The 17794-nt window shown below is 49.5% G+C and carries 13 protein-coding genes and 1 pseudogene; 12 read left to right on the forward strand and 2 right to left on the reverse strand.

Annotated elements, in window-relative coordinates:
- Nucleotides 1-175 precede the first annotated feature (175 nt).
- The 8 genes and pseudogenes from pdhA (at nucleotide 176) to AWJ19_RS15640 (ending at nucleotide 8949) form a co-directional block, all read left to right on the forward strand.
- Nucleotides 176-1243: a pyruvate dehydrogenase (acetyl-transferring) E1 component subunit alpha gene (gene pdhA, locus AWJ19_RS15610; RefSeq protein WP_068725037.1), complete on the forward strand. Its 1068-nt coding sequence runs from the start codon at nucleotides 176-178 to the stop codon at nucleotides 1241-1243.
- 15 nt (nucleotides 1244-1258) lie between these two features.
- On the forward strand, nucleotides 1259-2236 hold the full coding sequence (locus AWJ19_RS15615) for an alpha-ketoacid dehydrogenase subunit beta (protein WP_068725039.1): 978 nt from the start codon (nucleotides 1259-1261) through the stop codon (nucleotides 2234-2236).
- Between the two features lie 121 nt (nucleotides 2237-2357).
- Nucleotides 2358-4018 (forward strand): annotated as a pseudogene (locus AWJ19_RS15620) (2-oxo acid dehydrogenase subunit E2).
- A 3-nt stretch (nucleotides 4019-4021) separates the two neighbouring features.
- On the forward strand, nucleotides 4022-5434 hold the full coding sequence (lpdA, locus tag AWJ19_RS15625) for a dihydrolipoyl dehydrogenase (protein ID WP_068725041.1): 1413 nt from the start codon (nucleotides 4022-4024) through the stop codon (nucleotides 5432-5434).
- A 43-nt stretch (nucleotides 5435-5477) separates the two neighbouring features.
- Nucleotides 5478-5687, forward strand: a complete 210-nt coding sequence (locus AWJ19_RS34130; RefSeq protein WP_082707915.1) for a hypothetical protein — start codon at nucleotides 5478-5480, stop codon at nucleotides 5685-5687.
- A complete protein-coding gene (locus AWJ19_RS15630) occupies nucleotides 5671-6108 on the forward strand; it encodes a hypothetical protein (protein ID WP_082707916.1) in 438 nt (145 codons plus the stop codon). The genes AWJ19_RS34130 and AWJ19_RS15630 overlap by 17 nt, the downstream gene beginning before the upstream one ends.
- A complete protein-coding gene (locus tag AWJ19_RS15635) occupies nucleotides 6095-7069 on the forward strand; it encodes a S66 peptidase family protein (protein ID WP_068725043.1) in 975 nt (324 codons plus the stop codon). Before AWJ19_RS15630 ends, AWJ19_RS15635 begins: the two co-directional genes overlap by 14 nt.
- A gap of 275 nt (nucleotides 7070-7344) precedes the next feature.
- Nucleotides 7345-8949, forward strand: coding sequence for an alkaline phosphatase family protein (locus AWJ19_RS15640; protein WP_347231120.1), 1605 nt, complete (start codon nucleotides 7345-7347; stop codon nucleotides 8947-8949).
- Here AWJ19_RS15640 and AWJ19_RS15645 read toward each other — a convergent pair.
- Nucleotides 8912-9703, reverse strand: coding sequence for an alpha/beta hydrolase (locus AWJ19_RS15645; RefSeq protein ID WP_068725045.1), 792 nt, complete (start codon nucleotides 9701-9703; stop codon nucleotides 8912-8914). The genes AWJ19_RS15640 and AWJ19_RS15645 overlap by 38 nt on opposite strands.
- A 431-nt stretch (nucleotides 9704-10134) precedes the next feature.
- Here AWJ19_RS15645 and thyA point away from each other — a divergent pair, with 431 nt between their 5' ends.
- The 3 genes from thyA to AWJ19_RS15660 all read left to right on the forward strand — a co-directional run bounded on the left by thyA (nucleotide 10135) and on the right by AWJ19_RS15660 (nucleotide 13185).
- Complete coding sequence (gene thyA / locus AWJ19_RS15650; RefSeq protein WP_068725047.1) at nucleotides 10135-10929, forward strand: thymidylate synthase; 795 nt, start codon at nucleotides 10135-10137, stop codon at nucleotides 10927-10929.
- Between the two features lie 43 nt (nucleotides 10930-10972).
- Nucleotides 10973-11464 (forward strand): dihydrofolate reductase, encoded by a 492-nt coding sequence (locus AWJ19_RS15655; protein ID WP_068725049.1) that lies wholly within the window; start codon nucleotides 10973-10975, stop codon nucleotides 11462-11464.
- 233 nt (nucleotides 11465-11697) lie between these two features.
- Nucleotides 11698-13185 carry a glutamate synthase subunit beta gene (locus AWJ19_RS15660; RefSeq protein ID WP_068725051.1) on the forward strand — a complete coding sequence of 496 codons (1488 nt, stop codon included), beginning with the start codon at nucleotides 11698-11700 and terminating at the stop codon, nucleotides 13183-13185.
- A 117-nt stretch (nucleotides 13186-13302) separates the two neighbouring features.
- Here AWJ19_RS15660 and AWJ19_RS15665 read toward each other — a convergent pair whose 3' ends face one another.
- Entirely contained in the window at nucleotides 13303-15303 is a 2001-nt protein-coding gene (locus tag AWJ19_RS15665; RefSeq protein WP_068725053.1) for a methyl-accepting chemotaxis protein, read from the reverse strand.
- A gap of 540 nt (nucleotides 15304-15843) precedes the next feature.
- Between AWJ19_RS15665 and AWJ19_RS15670 the strand changes: the two genes are divergently transcribed.
- Complete coding sequence (locus tag AWJ19_RS15670) at nucleotides 15844-17559, forward strand: proline--tRNA ligase (protein WP_068725054.1); 1716 nt, start codon at nucleotides 15844-15846, stop codon at nucleotides 17557-17559.
- The last annotated feature ends 235 nt before the right edge of the window (nucleotides 17560-17794 follow it).

Below are 17794 nucleotides of genomic sequence, written 5' to 3' on the forward strand. Positions count from 1 at the left end.
ACTAGCTTGAAAAAAACAAATCTGTTATAGGATATTCTAAATCCTGTTATACATACAAAATTTATGAGAACATAAATTTTATGCGTATTTCTTTGACGAAACAGATAAAACAGGTGTATAATAATTCTATAACAGATACCACTGATGTTCAAATTTTTTTATTGAGGTGAAAATGATGACTAGAGTTCCTTATGAAGTTTATACAGAGGACGTGGAGGCCCTTTCGGTGCTTTCTCCGGATGGAGAGGTTATCAACAAAGAGAAGATGCCTGCACTTACCGATGATCAGCTGAAAGAAATTATGTACCGTATGGTCTTTACCCGCACTTGGGATGACCGTGCAGTTAATCTTGGCCGTCAGGGCCGCCTCGGCTTCTATGCTCCGGTATCCGGACAGGAAGCAACCATGATCGGCAGTGAGTTTGCACTGCAGAAAGAAGATTTCGTATGCCCGGGCTACCGCGATATTCCTCAGCTGGTATGGCACGGACTTCCATTATATCAGGCTTTCCTGTATTCCCGCGGTCACCAGCACGGCGGACAGATTCCGGATGGCGTTAATGTTCTGATGCCGCAGATCATCATCGGCGCGCAGATTCTGCATGCTACCGGGATTGCAATGGGCTTCAAACTGAAGAAACAGCAGAATGTTGCAATCACCTATACAGGTGACGGCGGTTCTTCCGAAGGTGACTTCTATGAAGGCCTGAACTTTGCCGGACGCTTCAAGCTGCCGGTTATCTTCTTCGTACAAAACAACGGTTATGCGATTACGACTCCGTTCGCTAAGCAGACGGCTTCCAAATCCATTGCCCATAAAGCAGTAGCAGTTGGTATTCCGGGAATCAAAGTAGACGGCATGGATGTCTTTGCTGTAATCGCTGCAGTTCAGGAAGCTGCAGAACGTGCACGCAGAGGCGAAGGTGCTACGCTGATTGAAGCTGTAACTTACCGTTTCCGTCCGCACTCCCTCTCCGATGACGCCAGCAAATACCGTTCCAAGGATGAAGAAGGCCAGTGGAACGAGAAGGATCCTATCGCCCGTCTTGCCAAGTACTTGGAGAAGAAAGGCCTGTGGACCGAAGAAGATACAGCTCGCGTAAGAGAAGAAGCGAAAGCGACTGTAAACGAGCAGATCAAAAAAGCAGAGCAAACCGAAAAAATGACCGTTCCAGGCTTGATCGACAGCATGTTCGAGGTAACTCCGAAACATCTGGAAGAGCAAAAAGCCGATTTTGAATAAGGGGGATATCAGGCAATGGCACAAATGAATATGAAAGAAGCAATTCGTGACGCACTGCGCGTTGAACTGAATCGCGACCCTAATGTTATGATTTTTGGAGAAGACGTTGGTAATGTAGGCGGCGTTTTCCGTGTAACTGAAGGACTGCAGAAAGAATTTGGCGAAGACCGTGTATTCGATACACCGCTTGCCGAATCTGCCATCGGCGGTCTGGCTTTTGGCCTCGGGGTACAAGGCTTCCGTCCAATCGCTGAAATCCAGTTTATCGGCTTCATCTATGAAGCTCTTGACCAGATCGTTATCCAGGCTGCACGCCTGCGCTACCGTTCCGGCGGTAAATATAATGCACCAATCGTATTCCGTACTCCATTTGGCGGCGGCGTTAAGGCAGCTGAGCTTCACACGGATTCCCTTGAGGGTCTGATCGCTCAAAGCCCGGGGATCAAAGTGGTTATTCCTTCCAACCCTTATGATGCCAAAGGTCTGATGATCGCATCGATCCGCGACAATGACCCTGTATTCTTCATGGAGCACCTTAACCTGTATCATGCATTCCGTGATGAAGTGCCTGAAGGAGAATACACTGTTGAGCTGGGCAAGGCTAATGTTGTACGCGAAGGTTCTGATGTAACCATCATTGCTTACGGTCTGATGGTACATACTGCAACCAAAGCGGCTGACCAGCTGGAGAAGGAAGGCATCAAGGCTGAAATTATCGATCTGCGTACTGTTAGCCCGATTGATATTGATACCATTGTAGCTTCCGTGAAGAAGACTAACCGTGCAATTGTAGTTCAAGAAGCACAGAAGAGCTCCGGTGTTGCAGCCGAAGTTATTGCTCAAATCAACGAAAAAGCGATTCTGCACCTTGAAGCGCCTGTACTTCGTGTGGCAGGTCCGGATACCATTTATCCGTTCGCACAAATCGAAGATAGCTGGATTCCTACACCAGCACGCGTAGTGGCGGCTGTTAAGAAAGTTCTGGAATTCTAATAGAGATTTTATCTGCCGTCCTTGCACAGAGGGCGGCACCACTTTCTGCATTATACTTAAACATTGAGCAAATGCTTTCGCTATCCAAAATGAAGCAAAAAACTTTTAGGAGGTTATCAAGGTGGCAAAATTTGAGTACCGGTTCCCTGAGCTGGGCGAAGGTTTGCATGAAGGCGAAATTATCAAAATGCACATCAAAGCCGGCGATAAAGTAACCGATGACGATATCGTAATGGAAGTACAGAACGACAAGGCGGTAGTAGAGGTTCCTTGTCCGGTTAACGGCACAGTGCTTGAAGTATTCACCAAAGACGGCCAGGTATGCCGCGTTGGTGAAGTTGTAGCAATCATTGATGCAGAAGGCGATGTTCCTGAACAGGAAGGCGGCCATCCGGCAGAAGTAGCTTCCCAGGAAGCAGACGCAGCTAAAGGCGGAGCAGACACTACTTCTTCCCCGGCAACCAGTGCTCCTTCAGCCGGAGGCGCTGTAAACTTCGAATACCGTTTCCCTGAGCTGGGCGAAGGCCTGCATGAAGGTGAAATCATCAAGATGCACATCAAAGTCGGCGACAAGGTAACCGACGATGATATCATCATGGAAGTACAGAACGACAAGGCGGTAGTAGAAGTACCTTGCCCGGTTAACGGAACTGTAACTGAAGTTCGTGTTAAAGACGGACAGGTATGCCGCGTAGGCGAAGTTGTGGCGATTATCGCTGCAGAAGGTGAAGTTCCACAGCAGGAAGGCGGTCACGCTGAAGCTCCGGCTGCACAGGAAGCTGCAGCAGCACCAGCAGCTGCACAAGCTGCTGCTCCGGCACCTAACCGTGATATTCTTGCTACTCCAAGCGTCCGTAAAGCGGCACGTGAGCAAGGTGTTGATCTTGCGAAGGTGAACGGCAGCGGCAAGAACGGCAAGATCACTCATGACGATGTTGCAGCCTTCCTGAAGGGCGGCTCCGCAGCTCCGGCTGCAGCAGCAGCGCCTGCAGCGGCGGCATCCGCGCCTGCAGCAGCTCCGGCAGCTGAAGCCAAAGCACCTGCAGCGGCACCGGCTGCGGCAGCATCCGGCAATGTGAGCCTGGAGGAAGAACGCGTACCATTCAAGGGTATCCGCAAAGCGATCTCCAATGCTATGGTTAAATCGGCCTACACAGCGCCGCATGTTACCATCATGGACGAAGTGGATGTTACCGAGCTGGTAGCTTTCCGTACCCGTATGAAGCCTGTTGCCGAGAAGAAGGGCGTGAAGGTTACTTACCTGCCATTCATCGTTAAGGCTCTGGTTGCAGCATCCCGTCAGTTCCCTGCGCTTAACGCAATGATTGACGAAACCACTAACGAAATTGTGTACAAAAAGTACTACAACATCGGTATCGCTACAGATACAGACAACGGTCTGATCGTACCGGTAATCAAGGATGCTGACCGTAAGAGCATCTGGATGATCGCAAGTGCGATCACTGATCTGGCTGTGCGCGGACGCGACGGCAAGCTGACTGCTAACGAAATGAAGGGCAGCACGATCTCCATCTCCAACATCGGCTCCGCCGGCGGTATGTTCTTTACTCCGATCATCAACTTCCCTGAAGTTGCGATTCTGGGTACAGGCCGCATCACTGAGAAGCCTGTTGTGAAGAACGGTGAATCGTAGCAGCTCCGGTAATGGCGCTGTCCCTGAGCTTTGACCACCGCATCATTGACGGTGCGACTGCACAGAACTTCATGAATTACATTAAGACCCTGCTTGCAAATCCTGATATGTTAGTTATGGAGGTGTAATAAATGGTAGTCGGAGACGCTTCAATCGAAATCGACACATTGGTTATTGGTGCAGGTCCCGGCGGGTATGTGGCGGCAATTCGTGCCGCCCAGCTCGGCCAAAAAGTCCTTATTGTAGATAAATCGGAACTAGGCGGTGTCTGCCTGAACCGCGGCTGTATTCCTTCCAAAGCGCTGATCTCTGCAGCACACAGCTATGAAGCTGCACAGCACGGCGATGTTTTCGGTGTTACTGCCGAGAACGTAAAGGTAGACTGGGCCAAAACCCAGGAATTCAAAAACGGTGTAGTCAAGAGAATGACAACCGGCGTAACCAGCCTGATGAAGGGTAACAAGATTGAAGTATTCAGCGGCGAAGCGATGTTCATCAGCACAAACGAAGCCCGTTTGTTTAATGACCATGAATCCCCGCGTTACAAATTCAATAACTGCATCATCGCGACTGGCTCCCGTCCGATTGAACTGAAGCCTTTCCCGTTCGGCGGACGCATCCTGTCCTCTACAGAAGCTCTGGATCTGCCAGAGATTCCTAAGAGCATGATCGTAATCGGCGGCGGCTATATCGGTGCTGAGCTTGGCCAGATGTACTCCAAATTCGGCACAAAAGTAACGATCATTGAAGGTCTGGATACTGTACTGCCAGGCTTCGATAAAGATATGACCCGTCTGGTTGCCAAGAACATGGCGAAGACAGGCATCGAGATCGTAACCAATGCTAAAGCGGAAAGTGCTGTTCAGAACGATAAGGAAGTAACCGTTAAGTACTCTGTCGGTGGCGAAACCAAAGAAATTACTGCAGATTACCTGCTTGTAACTGTAGGCCGCCGTCCAAATACTGACGGTGAGCTGGGTCTTGATCTGATCGGCGTTGAGCTTGACGAACGCGGCCTGATCAAAGTTGACCACCAGGGCCGTACCAACATCCCTAACATCTACGCTATCGGGGATATTGTTCCTGGTCTTGCACTGGCACACAAAGCATCCTACGAAGGTAAAATTGCTGCTGAAGCGATCTCCGGCCACAAATCCGTGGTTGACTATAAAGTCATTCCGGCCGTTGTGTTCACAGATCCTGAATGCTCCAGCGTAGGCTTGACCGAGAAAGAAGCAAAAGACAAGGGCTACAAGGTAAAAGCTGGCAAGTTCCCGTTCGCGGGCAACGGCCGTGCAGTTTCCCTGAATGCTCCGGAAGGCTTCATCAAGATTGTGGCTAACAGTGAGAACAACCTCGTACTGGGCGCACAAATCGTTGGTCTGGAAGCATCCAACCTGATTGCCGAGCTGGGCCTGGCAATTGAAATGGGTGCAACGCTCGAAGATATCGCTCTGACCATCCATGCGCATCCAACCCTTGGCGAAATCGTCATGGAAGCGGCTGAGCTGGTAGAAGGCCACCCGATCCACGTTGTAAAATAATAAATTACTGTCTGCTTACGAGACATCATAGAAGGGACTTCCAATGTCATGGTTATGGCTGAGGGAGTCCCTTTTTTCAGTGCCTGCCGCTGCTATAGCTGAAGCCTCTAAGCCCTGTGTAATTGCCGTTGCGGCCGTTTCGGGCGGTGGTAAGACTAGTGCCGCAAATGCGTTGAGAGAGCGTCTGACAGACGCTGTAGCGCTGTATTTTGATGACTATGACTTTGAAGGGCCGGATGGTTTTTCAGAGTAGGTGGAGCGCGGCCGATTATAATAAGTGGAACCTGCAGCCGCCTGCGGAGGACCTGAAGGGGCTGTTTAGCGGAGCGGAATGCCCGGAATTTATTTTACTGGATTATCCGTTTGCCTACGTACATAACGAGTTAAAAAGCCATATTGATTACGCAATATTTATTGATACGCCTCTGGATGTGGCGATGGCCCGGAGAATGCTCAGAGATTACAGGGAATCGGCTCTGCTAAATCTGGCAAGTGAAATGAAAGGGTATCAGGAAGGAGGACGCAGGGCTTATCTCGAAATGCTTAGAGTGGTTCTGCCATCCTCCGATTGCTCCATCGACGGCACATCGAGCGTAAATGAAATAACTGAGGAAATATTGGAGCGAGTACATACGTTGAGAAGCGAAAGGAGTAATAGCTATGAAAGCAGCTAAACTGCAGGCCGGAGACGAAATCCGCATCATCTCACCATCCAATAGTCTGGGGATCATAGCCCCTGAACAAATTGAGGCATCCAAAGGGCTGCTGGAGGGACTCGGGTTCACCGTTTCTTTTGCAGCACACGCTTATGAAATGGATCAGTTCTCCTCGTCCTCTGTCCGCTCCAGGGTGGAGGACATTCATGAGGCTTTCCGCGATCCTGATGTCAAAGGTATTCTGACCACTCTGGGAGGCCATAACTGCAACCAGCTGCTACGGGAGCTCGACTACAGGCTGATTGCAGACAATCCCAAACGTCTCTGCGGATACTCCGACATTACAGCGCTAGGAAGTGCGATATACACTCAAACCGGACTGATTACGTATTCAGGTCCTCATTTTTCGACATTAGCCATGCGGTACGGGAATGAGTATACGATCCAGCACTTTATCCAAATGATGATGGAGGATGAGGAGATCCTTGTGCGGCCTTCTGACCAGTGGAGTGACGATGAATGGTTTCGGAATCAGGACAATCGTATCTTTGAGCCTAACGCCGGCCCATATACGATCCACTCAGGAGAAGCGGAAGGCGTTATTATCGGGGGCAATCTGTGTACACTGAATTTGCTGCAGGGTACGGAGTTTATGCCGAGCCTTAGGGATGCGATCCTGTTTCTGGAGGATGACTTTGAATCGGGTCCGGAGACCTTTGACAGGGATCTGCAATCCCTGATTCATCAGCCGGGTTTTGAGCAGGTTAAAGGACTGGTAATCGGCAGATTTCAAAGGGCATCGCGGATAACGCCCGAATTACTGTGTACGATCATTAGGAGTAAAAAGGAGCTGCAGCAGCTGCCGGTCATCGCCGACGTGAATTTCGGACATACCTCGCCGCTGATCACTTTTCCGATAGGTGGAAGGGCTATGCTTGATGCAGCGAAGGAAACAGCAGAACTGAGGATCAGTGAATAAAGGTTGGGGGAATTGCGGTGAAATACAGCATAACCATACCGGATCATGACTGTCCTGTTCGCCTTTCTAGCTGAAATGATTGTCCCGTCAGTAACTTATGGCGGGATTTTTTTTACCTAATTATTCATCTCCGATAGGCTTCTCCCTTCCTCTGACCTTCTAAAAATCCAAGTATGATTAAAAATCCAATTTATGTATAAGCTATACAGGTGTTGAATGGGAAGAAGGAGTAAGCGATATCCGTAAGAAAATGTATATAAAGTAGGTGAGCTGTTGTGCGAAAAAAGTGGAATCGGATTTTGCCGGCGATGCTTATAGTTAGCCTGATTATCGGATGCCAAAACACGAAACCCAAAGAACAGGATTTAATGCGGATTAAATCGGCTGGTGAACTTAAACCGAAGAAAGTCATATTACTGGTGGCAGACTCTTTAATGTCTCAGTCAATCGACAAAGGAATAAGAGAACATGAGCTTCCTGCGCTTAAATTCCTGACTGATCACGGTCAATATTATAAAGATCTGGTCAGTTCTTTCCCCACGATGTCCGTCACCATTGACAGTTCGCTGCTTACAGGAAAATATCCGGATGTTCACCATGTGCCGGGCCTGACTTGGTACTCAGCGGACAGCAAGAAAATAATCAATTACGGGACCGGACCGATGGAAATGCTCGGACATGGAATTCATCCGGTTTTGACCGATGCGCTGATTCATTTGAACGGAAGTCATTTGAACAGAAATTTGCCCACGATCTATGAAGAATTAGCTCGGCAAGGATTGAAATCGGGTTCGATAAACGGCCTGGTTTACCGGGGAACGACAGACCATAAGCTATCGATTCCGGCCTGGATTCAAGGCCCTGCTTCTTTGCCGAACGAAATTCAGGTGAAAGGACCGGATTTGTTATCCCTGGGTTCGTTGTCCAATCCGTTTGAAGATATAAAAAGTTTGCCCGATGGGCTGACGAACCGGCTGGGATTAAATAATGATTTTGCTATAGAAGCCGTGAAGCATTTGATTCAAGACGATAAATTGCCTGATTTTTTATTAGTCTATTTGCCCGATTTGGATCAGAAGCTGCACAAGAAAGGCCCCGCGGATTTAGATGGGGTCAAAAAGCTGGATCAGCAGCTTGATTCTTTACTGAAATCGTTTGGTTCTCCGGAAAAAGCTTTGCAGGAAGCGGTTATTATCATCGTAGGGGACAGCGGTATGACTCCAATTCTGCCTGCTGAACAAAATCCGGTAATCGACCTGCCTTCTTTGTTTGGTGCTGACCAAGTTTTACGTCCGGGTGAACCTGTAACTAAGGAGACAGAAATCATCCTCGCCGTTAATGAAACTATGGCCTATGTGTATTCCTTAAAAGCAGACCGTTCCCTTAGAGATCATGCAAATGAACTAAAAAAGGACCCGCGTATCGATTTTATTGCATGGAAAGAAAAGGAATGGGTTTACGCAATCCAAGGATCAACGGCCAAGCAAATCAAGTTCAAAGCTAAAGGCAATCTCATTGATTCTTACAAACAAACATGGACGGTTGAACAGGACATGGAAGTGCTGGATTTAAAGGTGAACGATTCTGCTCATTCCTTGGAATACGATCAGTATCCCGATGTCCTGAAGCGATTATCGGCTGCGCTTGATTCGCACCCGGGCGAATTTTTGGTTGTTACGGCCAAACCCGGATATGAATTAGCAGACAGAAGTTCGCCGACACATAAAGGCGGAGGCGGTCATGGATCCATTCGTAAAATGGAATCGCTTGTTCCTTTGATCATCGGCGGAACGGATCAGAAGCCCGAATATTTACGAATTGTTGACTTAAAAGGATATTTGCTTAACCTTTTAACAAAGAAGACTCACAACGATAAATGAACTGCCTGATTAAATCGTTCACTTTACCTGCTGCTTTTGTGGGAATCTGGTGTTTGGCTTTTTGGATAAAAACAAGCTCACTCTTGGGGAGCCGTTCTTGCAGCAGCTTGGCGTATGGATGGAATGGTGTGTCCTTTTCTCCGTAAACCAACAAGACGGGATGATGGATCTTTTCCAATTGAGCCGTACAGTTATAATTCAGGCTGTAATGATAATTCTGTTCAGCGTTTTTAGCGTTTGTTTTTTTCGCGTCGGTAAATAATGACCGCATCAGTGACAGCTTTGTTTTTGCTTGATTCCACGAAATTGAAAGGGCAATGGCACTGATCGCGCCGATACGGGACAAGAAGAGTCCTCGTGCAATTTTGTTTCTTAACTTACTGTCGTTCACTTCTGACATCCCACTAATCACAATTCCGCCCAATGCACGCTCGGGACAGCTTAAGAGAAAATCGAGGACAACCGAGCCGCCAGTGGAGTAACCGCATAAAAATGCTTTTTCGATCTTCAGCTGATCCATCAACTGACGGATATCCTTGACAATTAACGGATAAGTAATCTCTTCTCTTGAAGGCTCGCTGCTGCCGTGACCCCGGATATCAAAAGAAACTGTTCGGAAATCCGCTGACAATTTCTTCATCTGATATTGAAAATTCAAGCTTGTCAATACTGGAGGATGGATGAATACAATCGGTGTTCCTTGACCGCAATCTTCGTAATACATGCTATATCCTTTGATGCAAGTGAGGGGCATTGGATATCACCTTCTTTACTTAAATGATTGCTTTTCCACTATATACAAGCATTCAACCCTGAAAATACAAACAGCCGGCCGATCAGCTGCCCGGCTGTTTAATTGTGCTGGTGTAAATGGTATTTAGAATACTCTTCGAACCGGCTGAATCATCTGACGCCAGGCATTTCCCCGTAATCTGCGCCGTCTTACCGCCCCAAAACCAATAACTCCGACCCCTAATGCCAATAAAGACATAATCGTTCTGTTTTAGATATGATGTTTATATTGTGGATGATCAGATCTCCTCATTCATGGAAATAATGTTTATCCAATCCCAGGAAAACCCCTACTGTACCAGGAAGATTGTATTTTCTGCGCGTTAACAAGTTACAAGGACCGTTAGCTCATGGTAAAATGATTAAAGAAAAAGAGAGAGGGGTGTTAGACTGTTGCGTAAATATTTGGATTTACTTCAGGATGTGCTTGATCATGGCACGACAAAAAGCGACCGCACAGGGACCGGCACAATTTCCGTATTTGGGCGTCAGCTTCGCTTTGATCTGTCCGAAGGGTTCCCGCTGGTTACAACCAAGCGCATTCATCTGAAATCTGTTGTTCATGAACTCCTGTGGTTTTTAAAGGGAGATACCAATATCTCTTATCTTAAAGAAAACGGTGTTTCGATCTGGGATGAATGGGCCGATGAGAATGGTGAACTGGGACCGGTATACGGCTCACAGTGGCGTGCCTGGGAGAGCAGTGACGGCCGGCATATTGACCAGATCGCTGCGGTCATTGATTCCATCAGGAACAATCCGGACTCCCGCCGTCATATTGTAAGCGCGTGGAATGTCGGAGAGATTGAGCAGATGAAGCTTCCGCCGTGCCATTTTGTGTTTCAGTTTTATGTAGCTGACGGCAAGCTGAGCTGTATGCTGACCATGCGTTCTGTGGATACGTTCCTCGGCCTGCCTTTTAATATTGCAAGCTATGCCCTGCTCACCCATATGGTCGCCCAGCAGACAGGTTACGAGGTGGGGGACTTCATTTGGTCCGGAGGCGATGTGCACATTTATACAAATCATCTGGAGCAGGTGGCCACCCAGCTGTCTAGAGAGCCGCATCCGCTGCCGAAGCTGAATATCCTCAGAAAGCCCGATAGCATTTTTGATTATACATTTGATGATTTTGAGTTTGAAGGGTATGTCTATCACCCTGGGATCAAAGCACCGGTTGCTATTTAATCTTTCCGGGACATGAGGATTCTTGGTAAAGGAGGGCATAGATATGAGTATCAGCATGATTTGGGCCATGGCGGAGAACGGTGTAATTGGTAAGGATAACGATATGCCGTGGCATCTGCCGCTGGATTTTGCCTATTTTAAAGAACAGACGCTGGGCAAAAGAATGCTTATGGGCCGCAAAACCTGGGAATCGCTAGGCGGGAAGCCGCTCAAGGGCAGAACGAGCATCGTTATTACGAGAGATGCCGGATTTCAGGCGGAGGGGGCACAGGTTATCCATACGCTTGAGGAAGCGCTGGCTGAAGGACGTAAGGACGATGAGCTTATGATTATCGGCGGAGCTGAAATCTACCGGATGATGCTTCCGTATGCGGATAAGCTGCTTGTAACCCGGATCTATGAGGAGTTTGAAGGAGAGACAAAGTTTCCGGAAGTGTGCTGGGAAGAATGGAAAGAGATCTCCAGCGTTCAAGGGATCCGCAATGAGCAGAACCCGTATGATTACCGTTTTTACGTTTATGAACGTACGGTTTAAGGAAAAAACGTTTTCTCTGACACAACATGTGAAATAGTACAAATAATCAGCAGATTAATCCATTACAGTGCGAAAGTATAGAATGCTACTATAGTTAAAATTACAATTGCTAAACTTAAAAATAGTATAGAATGTGCAGGTACTTCATTGCGCTGAATCGACACGAATCTGCCGCAGTATGCTACAATGTACTATACATCAACACGAAGAGAACGGATGGGGGAAACGTAAATATGTCTACACCTACTGGATTTATGGAGTATAAGCGCCAGCTCCCAGGTGACCGGGATCCTGAGCAGCGCGTTAAAGACTGGGAAGAATTCCATCATCACCTTACCGAGGACGAGCTCCGCACTCAGGGCGCGCGCTGCATGGACTGCGGAACCCCCTATTGCCATACCGGCATTGATATGACCGGAGGCACATCTGGGTGCCCGGTTCACAACCTGATTCCCGAATGGAATAATCTGGTTTACCGTGGCCTGTGGAAGGAAGCGCTGGAGCGTCTGCACAAGACGAATAACTTCCCTGAATTTACAGGCAGCATCTGTCCTGCGCCTTGCGAAGGCTCCTGTACCGTCGGGCTGATCGGCCAGCCGGTTACGATCAAGACCATTGAGCTTGCCATCGTGGATAAAGGCTTTGAGGAAGGCTGGGTTGTCCCTAATCCGCCCGAGAAACGTACAGGCAAGAGAGTAGCCATTGTCGGCTCCGGACCAGCCGGACTTGCTGCAGCAGCCCAGCTGAACAAAGCAGGACATACAGTAACAGTATATGAACGCAGTGACCGCGTCGGCGGTTTGTTGACATATGGCATCCCTACAATGAAGCTGGATAAACGCGTCGTTCAGCGCCGGGTGGATCTGCTGGCCGCTGAAGGCATCACCTTTGTTGTGAACACCGAGATCGGTAAGGATATTCCTACCCAGCAGCTCGTCGATGACTATGATGCGGTCGTACTGTGCGGGGGAGCAACCAAAGCACGCCAGTTCAATGTCGAAGGCAGTGAGCTGAACGGTGTCATGTACGCAATGGATTACCTGACCGGCACGATCAAGAGCTACCTGAACTCCAATCTGGAAGACGGCAATTTCGTATCGGCCGCTGGTAAAGATGTGGTTGTACTGGGCGGCGGGGATACCGGTTCCGACTGTGTTGCAACCTCTCTGCGTCATGGCTGCAAGAGCATTACCCAATTCGGTACGCATGATAAAGCACCGCTTGAGCGTGATCCGATTGCCAACCCTTGGCCGCAATTCCCGAACGTGTATACACTCGACTATGCACAGCAGGAAGCCAAAGCCATCTTCGGCGACGACCCTCGTGAATTCTCCATTATGACCACCAAGTTTGTTGGTGATGAAGAGGGCAACCTGAAGGAGCTGCACACCGTGCAAATCCGCCGTATGGTGGATGAGTCAGGCCGCAAGATCTACCAGCCTGTACCGGGTACTGAAGCTGTCTATCCGGCTCAGCTGGCGCTGATCGCGATTGGCTTCGATGGACCAGAACAGGATATCATTCAGGAGCTGAACCTGGAAACGGACCGCCGCAGCAATGTGAAGGCCCGTTACGGCAAATTCAATACCAGTGTGGATAAAGTTTTTGCTGCAGGTGATATGCGCCGCGGACAGAGTCTGGTGGTCTGGGCGATTAACGAAGGCCGCGCAGCTGCACGTGAAGTTGACAAATATCTGATGGGATCGACCGTTCTCGTCTAACCGATAATCTGTGGATCACCAAAGAGCCGCCCTCCCAGCAATTGCTGGAGGGGCGGCTCTTGTAATATATAACATGAGATGCCGTGTGTTAAGCACGGCATCTCTTTAAGGAGTTCTCTAATCCTCAAGCTTAAAGCGCTCGATCTTCACCTGCAGGTCTGAGGCCATCTTGGACAGTTCACCGGAGGAAGCGGTAATCTCATCCATAGAGGCAAGCTGCTCCTGAGTCGCTGCTGTTACGCTCTGGAAGGCATCAGAGGTGGACCGTGCGATATTGGAAATTTCAACGACGGAAGCTGCGACCTGCTCGGCTCCTGCAGACATTTGCTCCGTAACGGCGGAAATGTCATGGATCTGGCCGTTGATTCTGGCGGTGGACTGTTCAATATTCGCAAACGCCGCTTTGGCCTCATCAGTCACTTGAATCCCCAGCTCCACGTCAGCCGATACCCTGTTATGGATCGTCTCATAGGTCTGGTCAATAAGGACGGTCATTTGTTCAATCGTCTCCTGGATATTACCGGCAGTCGTCTTGGACTGGTCTGCCAGCTTGCGTACTTCAGCTGCCACTACAGCGAAGCCCCGGCCATGCTCACCGGCGCGGGCGGCCTCAATTCCGGCGTTCAGCGACAGCAGATTAGTCTGTACGGCAATATTGGAGATCGCACTGCTCATCGCTGACACCTGGGAGTTCAGGCCGTTCAACTGGCCGATCAGCTCAGAGGACAGGTGAGTGGACTCGCGGATCGCATCCATCTGCCGGCTGACCTGGCTGATTTTCTCGCTGCCGCTATGCACATCTGCTTCCGTATCTGCGGATGAGCTGACGATCGAGGATGCTGCCTCGGCAATTTTTGTAATGCCGGCAGACATTTCCTCCATTGCCCGGGACGTCTCGGCCATGGCTGCGGTCTGAGTCTCGGCTCCTTCTGACGAATCCTGGACCATCTCGGCCACATAGGCCGTAGCTTTGGCATTTTCTTCGGTGGTAGCGGTCAGCTGCTCGCTGGATGCTGCCAGCAGGCCGGAAGTCTCGGAGATGTCAGTCACGATATTCCGAAGTGATTCCACCATGAGATTATAGTTTTTGGCCAGCTCCCCGATCTCATCAGCACGGTCAATTGTGATCTGTTCGTTCAGATACCCTTCGCTTACACGGCGTGCAGACTGGTTAAGCCGGGTGATTGGCCGTGAGATAGCTCTTACGATGAAATACATCAGAATGAGTGCGATCACAAGCGCACAGCCCAGCACGATTAGGCCGTTATACAATACAGGTAGCGAAGCGTCTGAAAATTCCTTGGTTTTGATTACACCCACGACAGTAAAGCCTGTAACAGGATCTGTCGTATAATAGCCGCTCATTTCCAGTCCGGTATCCGGATTGGTATAGGCCAGATCGCCTTTGTCTCCCACCAGCAGCTCAGCGACATAAGGTGCAATATCTTCACCGGCCCTTTTCAGCGGATGGGACACGAACTTGTTATTACGGTCAACAACATAGTAGTAGCCCTCTTTGCCGAGTTTGTTGCTATTGATCCGGTCACTCATTGCTTTAAGATTAAGAGTCGTGGCAAGGGCGCCTTTCCCGTCCTTGAGAGTTTCGGAAATGAACAGTGTATAATTGCCGGTGGTTAAGGATACCGTCGGGTCTGTGAGGGTAACTTCACCGGGATTGCCGAGAGCGCCTTTATACCAGTCACGTGTACGGGGATCATAATCCTGGGGGCCGGGGTCAGGCGCTTTCATCCAGGCTCCGTTTTCATTTCCTCCTACAAAAAGCTCAAGCTCAGGATGCTCTTTTATAAACAATTCAATCAGTGTTCGGGTAGCCGGATTTTTGTTGTCTAAGTCGGCAGATGTCAGCTGCTGGCTGAGCTGAGAGACATTCTGTTTGGCGGCAGTAACCGATTCGTTAATCCCTGCAGCCAGCAAATCTACGCTTGTGTGCATCGATTCCTGCATCTTGTGCTCTAGCTGTTTACTGGAGCTGCTGTAGGAAAAGTAGCTTACCAGTACAACCGGAATAACCAGCATGACGGTAAAAATCAGGAGCATTTTCCTCTGCAGTGAACGGGATGTTAAATTTTGAGCGGCATTTTTGATTTTTGTGAACATAGCGATGATTCCCCCTTGAATACATTTACACAGAGGTTTTGACGGGCGTTTCCTCTTGAAAATGCTCTACTCATATATTCGGTTTATTTTCAAAAAAATTTCATATGTAAGCCGGTTTATCTGAAACATTTAATTTACAAATGGACGGAAATAGTGTAAACGTATACATGAAAGCTAGCCGGAACCGGTTCAAACATGGCAATTTCATGACAGGCTTGACGCATTTTGTGATTTCGGATACATTAAATAACAATTCAATAACGCAGCAGCGTTGACCAAGGATCTGCGTCCCCAAATATCGCCAGAACAGAGAGAGGATTCACCGGCTGAAAGGTCCTCCGAGCCGCGAAGGGAGCGCACCCTGCTTTGGAAGCTGCAGCAATGGAGGTAAGCCTTTATTTGCTGCCGGCCCCGGCCGTTATCCGGATAGAGGACTGCCAGGCATAGCCCGGCGGTTGAAATAGGGTGGTATCACGACGCATTCGTCCCTGACGGATGCGTCTTTTTTGCGTTTCAAACAATCAGGAGGAGATGATTTAGATGCGCCAAAGCCAGCTTTTACTGACTACACTACGCGATGCACCTGCGGATGCAGAAACGGCAAGCCATCAGCTGCTCTTGCGTGCCGGCTACATCCGGATGCTCGCAGCAGGAATATACAGCTACCTGCCGCTGGGCCGCAGGGTGCTGCGCAATATTGAGCATATTGTCCGCGAGGAAATGGATGCCGCCGGTGCTCAGGAGGTGCTGCTGCCATCTTTGCTGCCGGCTGAGCTGTGGAAGGAGTCGGGACGATTCGAGCCGTACGGTAAGGACCTGATGACCCTTATGGACCGCCATGAGCGCCAGTTTGTGCTCGGCCCGACCCACGAAGAAGCAATAACGACCCTGGTCCGGGGAGAGATCAGCTCCTACCGCAAGCTGCCGGTTACGCTCTATCAGGTTCAGACCAAATTCCGCGATGAACGCCGCCCGCGTTCAGGTCTGCTGCGGGGCAGGGAGTTTCTGATGAAGGATGCTTATTCTTTTGACACGGACAAGGAGGGGCTGGACGCAGCATATAACCGTATGTTCAAAGCCTATGAACGGATTTTTACCCGCTGCGGGCTGAACTTCAAGGCAGTCCAGGCGAATGCCGGTGCTATGGGCGGTGAAGGCGGAAATCACGAATTTATGGCGCTCGCAGAGGTTGGAGAGGACACACTCGCTGTATGCTCGAGCTGCGATTATGCTGCAAATCTGGAGGAAGCCGAGGCGGGTATGGCGGTTAGCGGTATCTCGACTGGAGAGGCAGACCAGCCCTCTGCTCAAAAGTTTCATACGCCAGGGCTGCGGACAATCGACCAGCTGGAAGAGAAGCTGCAGCTTGCGCCGGAGAGCATCATCAAGACACTGATCTACAGCGGTGACGGCACCATGTTTGCCGTGCTGGTACGCGGGAACCATGAGGTGAATGAGCTCAAGCTTGCGGCTGCTGCGGGCGTTACCGCAGTCTCTCTCGCAGATAATGAAGCCGTCAGGGCGGCTGCCGGTGTCGAGAGCGGATATGTCGGACCGGTCGGCCTGAAGCTGCCGCTGATCATTGATAATGCCGTGGCAGCGATGGAAACCGGGATTGCAGGTGCAGGCGAAAGAGACTACCATCTGCGGAATGTGGTGCCTGGACGTGACTTTTCGCTTGAGCATGTGGCTGATATCAGAAACGCTGCCGAAGGGGAGACTTGTCCGAAATGCGGAAAGGGTGTGTACCATTTTCATAAAGGGATAGAGATCGGCCACATCTTTAAGCTGGGTACAAGGTACAGTGAGAAGCTTGGAGCCGTCTATCTGGATGCCTCCGGCAGAAACAATCCGATGATTATGGGCTGTTACGGCATTGGCCTTTCCAGAATGCTGGCAGCGGTTGCCGAACAAAGCCATGATGATGAGGGCTTGCTCTGGCCGGAGGAGCTTGCACCTTACCAGGTGCATATATTACAGCTGTCTGCCAAGGATCAGGAACAGACCGTGCTGGCTGAAGCGCTATACAACGAGCTTAACGGGGCAGGTATTGGGACACTGCTCGATGACAGGGATGAACGGCCAGGGGTAAAATTTAAGGACGCCGCACTAATCGGCATTCCGGTTGTGCTGGTGGTCGGCAAGTCGGCCGGGGAAGGCAAGGTTGAATTCTGGGACCGGAAGAGTGGTACGAAGGAAGTTATCAGCAGCACAGAGGCGGTCTTCCGGGTAGCAAGGGAACGAAATAAAAGATAGTCCAGCTCAAACTTCATATTCAGTATGAATATACCGGTAAATTTGATGAGGCGGAAGAGCTGCGGAGCAAAGCTTAATATATTTCATCAAAAACTTTGGAGTGCTTCCGGTGTAAAGCTGGCGGCAACTCCATTTTTTTATAGCACTGCATATGGGTTAAAAAGAGATGAACGTACTTTTTTGCTGAGTCACTTCTATTAATAGCAGGTAATTATTTTTGCAAAATGGTATAATA

The organism is Paenibacillus sp. DMB5 (genome assembly GCF_001517085.1).
Lineage (GTDB): Bacteria > Bacillota > Bacilli > Paenibacillales > Paenibacillaceae > Paenibacillus_AQ.

Bases quoted from the DNA above. Each gene is read 5' to 3' on its own strand.
- pdhA (WP_068725037.1), top strand. From the start codon at position 176: ATGACTAGAGTTCCTTATGAAGTTTATACAGAGGACGTGGAGGCCCTT.
- AWJ19_RS15615 (WP_068725039.1), top strand. From the start codon at position 1,259: ATGGCACAAATGAATATGAAAGAAGCAATTCGTGACGCACTGCGCGTT.
- lpdA (WP_068725041.1), top strand. From the start codon at position 4,022: ATGGTAGTCGGAGACGCTTCAATCGAAATCGACACATTGGTTATTGGT.
- AWJ19_RS34130 (WP_082707915.1), top strand. From the start codon at position 5,478: ATGTCATGGTTATGGCTGAGGGAGTCCCTTTTTTCAGTGCCTGCCGCT.
- AWJ19_RS15630 (WP_082707916.1), top strand. From the start codon at position 5,671: ATGGTTTTTCAGAGTAGGTGGAGCGCGGCCGATTATAATAAGTGGAAC.
- AWJ19_RS15635 (WP_068725043.1), top strand. From the start codon at position 6,095: ATGAAAGCAGCTAAACTGCAGGCCGGAGACGAAATCCGCATCATCTCA.
- AWJ19_RS15645 (WP_068725045.1), bottom strand. From the start codon at position 9,703: ATGCCCCTCACTTGCATCAAAGGATATAGCATGTATTACGAAGATTGC.
- AWJ19_RS15655 (WP_068725049.1), top strand. From the start codon at position 10,973: ATGAGTATCAGCATGATTTGGGCCATGGCGGAGAACGGTGTAATTGGT.
- AWJ19_RS15660 (WP_068725051.1), top strand. From the start codon at position 11,698: ATGTCTACACCTACTGGATTTATGGAGTATAAGCGCCAGCTCCCAGGT.
- AWJ19_RS15665 (WP_068725053.1), bottom strand. From the start codon at position 15,303: ATGTTCACAAAAATCAAAAATGCCGCTCAAAATTTAACATCCCGTTCA.
- AWJ19_RS15670 (WP_068725054.1), top strand. From the start codon at position 15,844: ATGCGCCAAAGCCAGCTTTTACTGACTACACTACGCGATGCACCTGCG.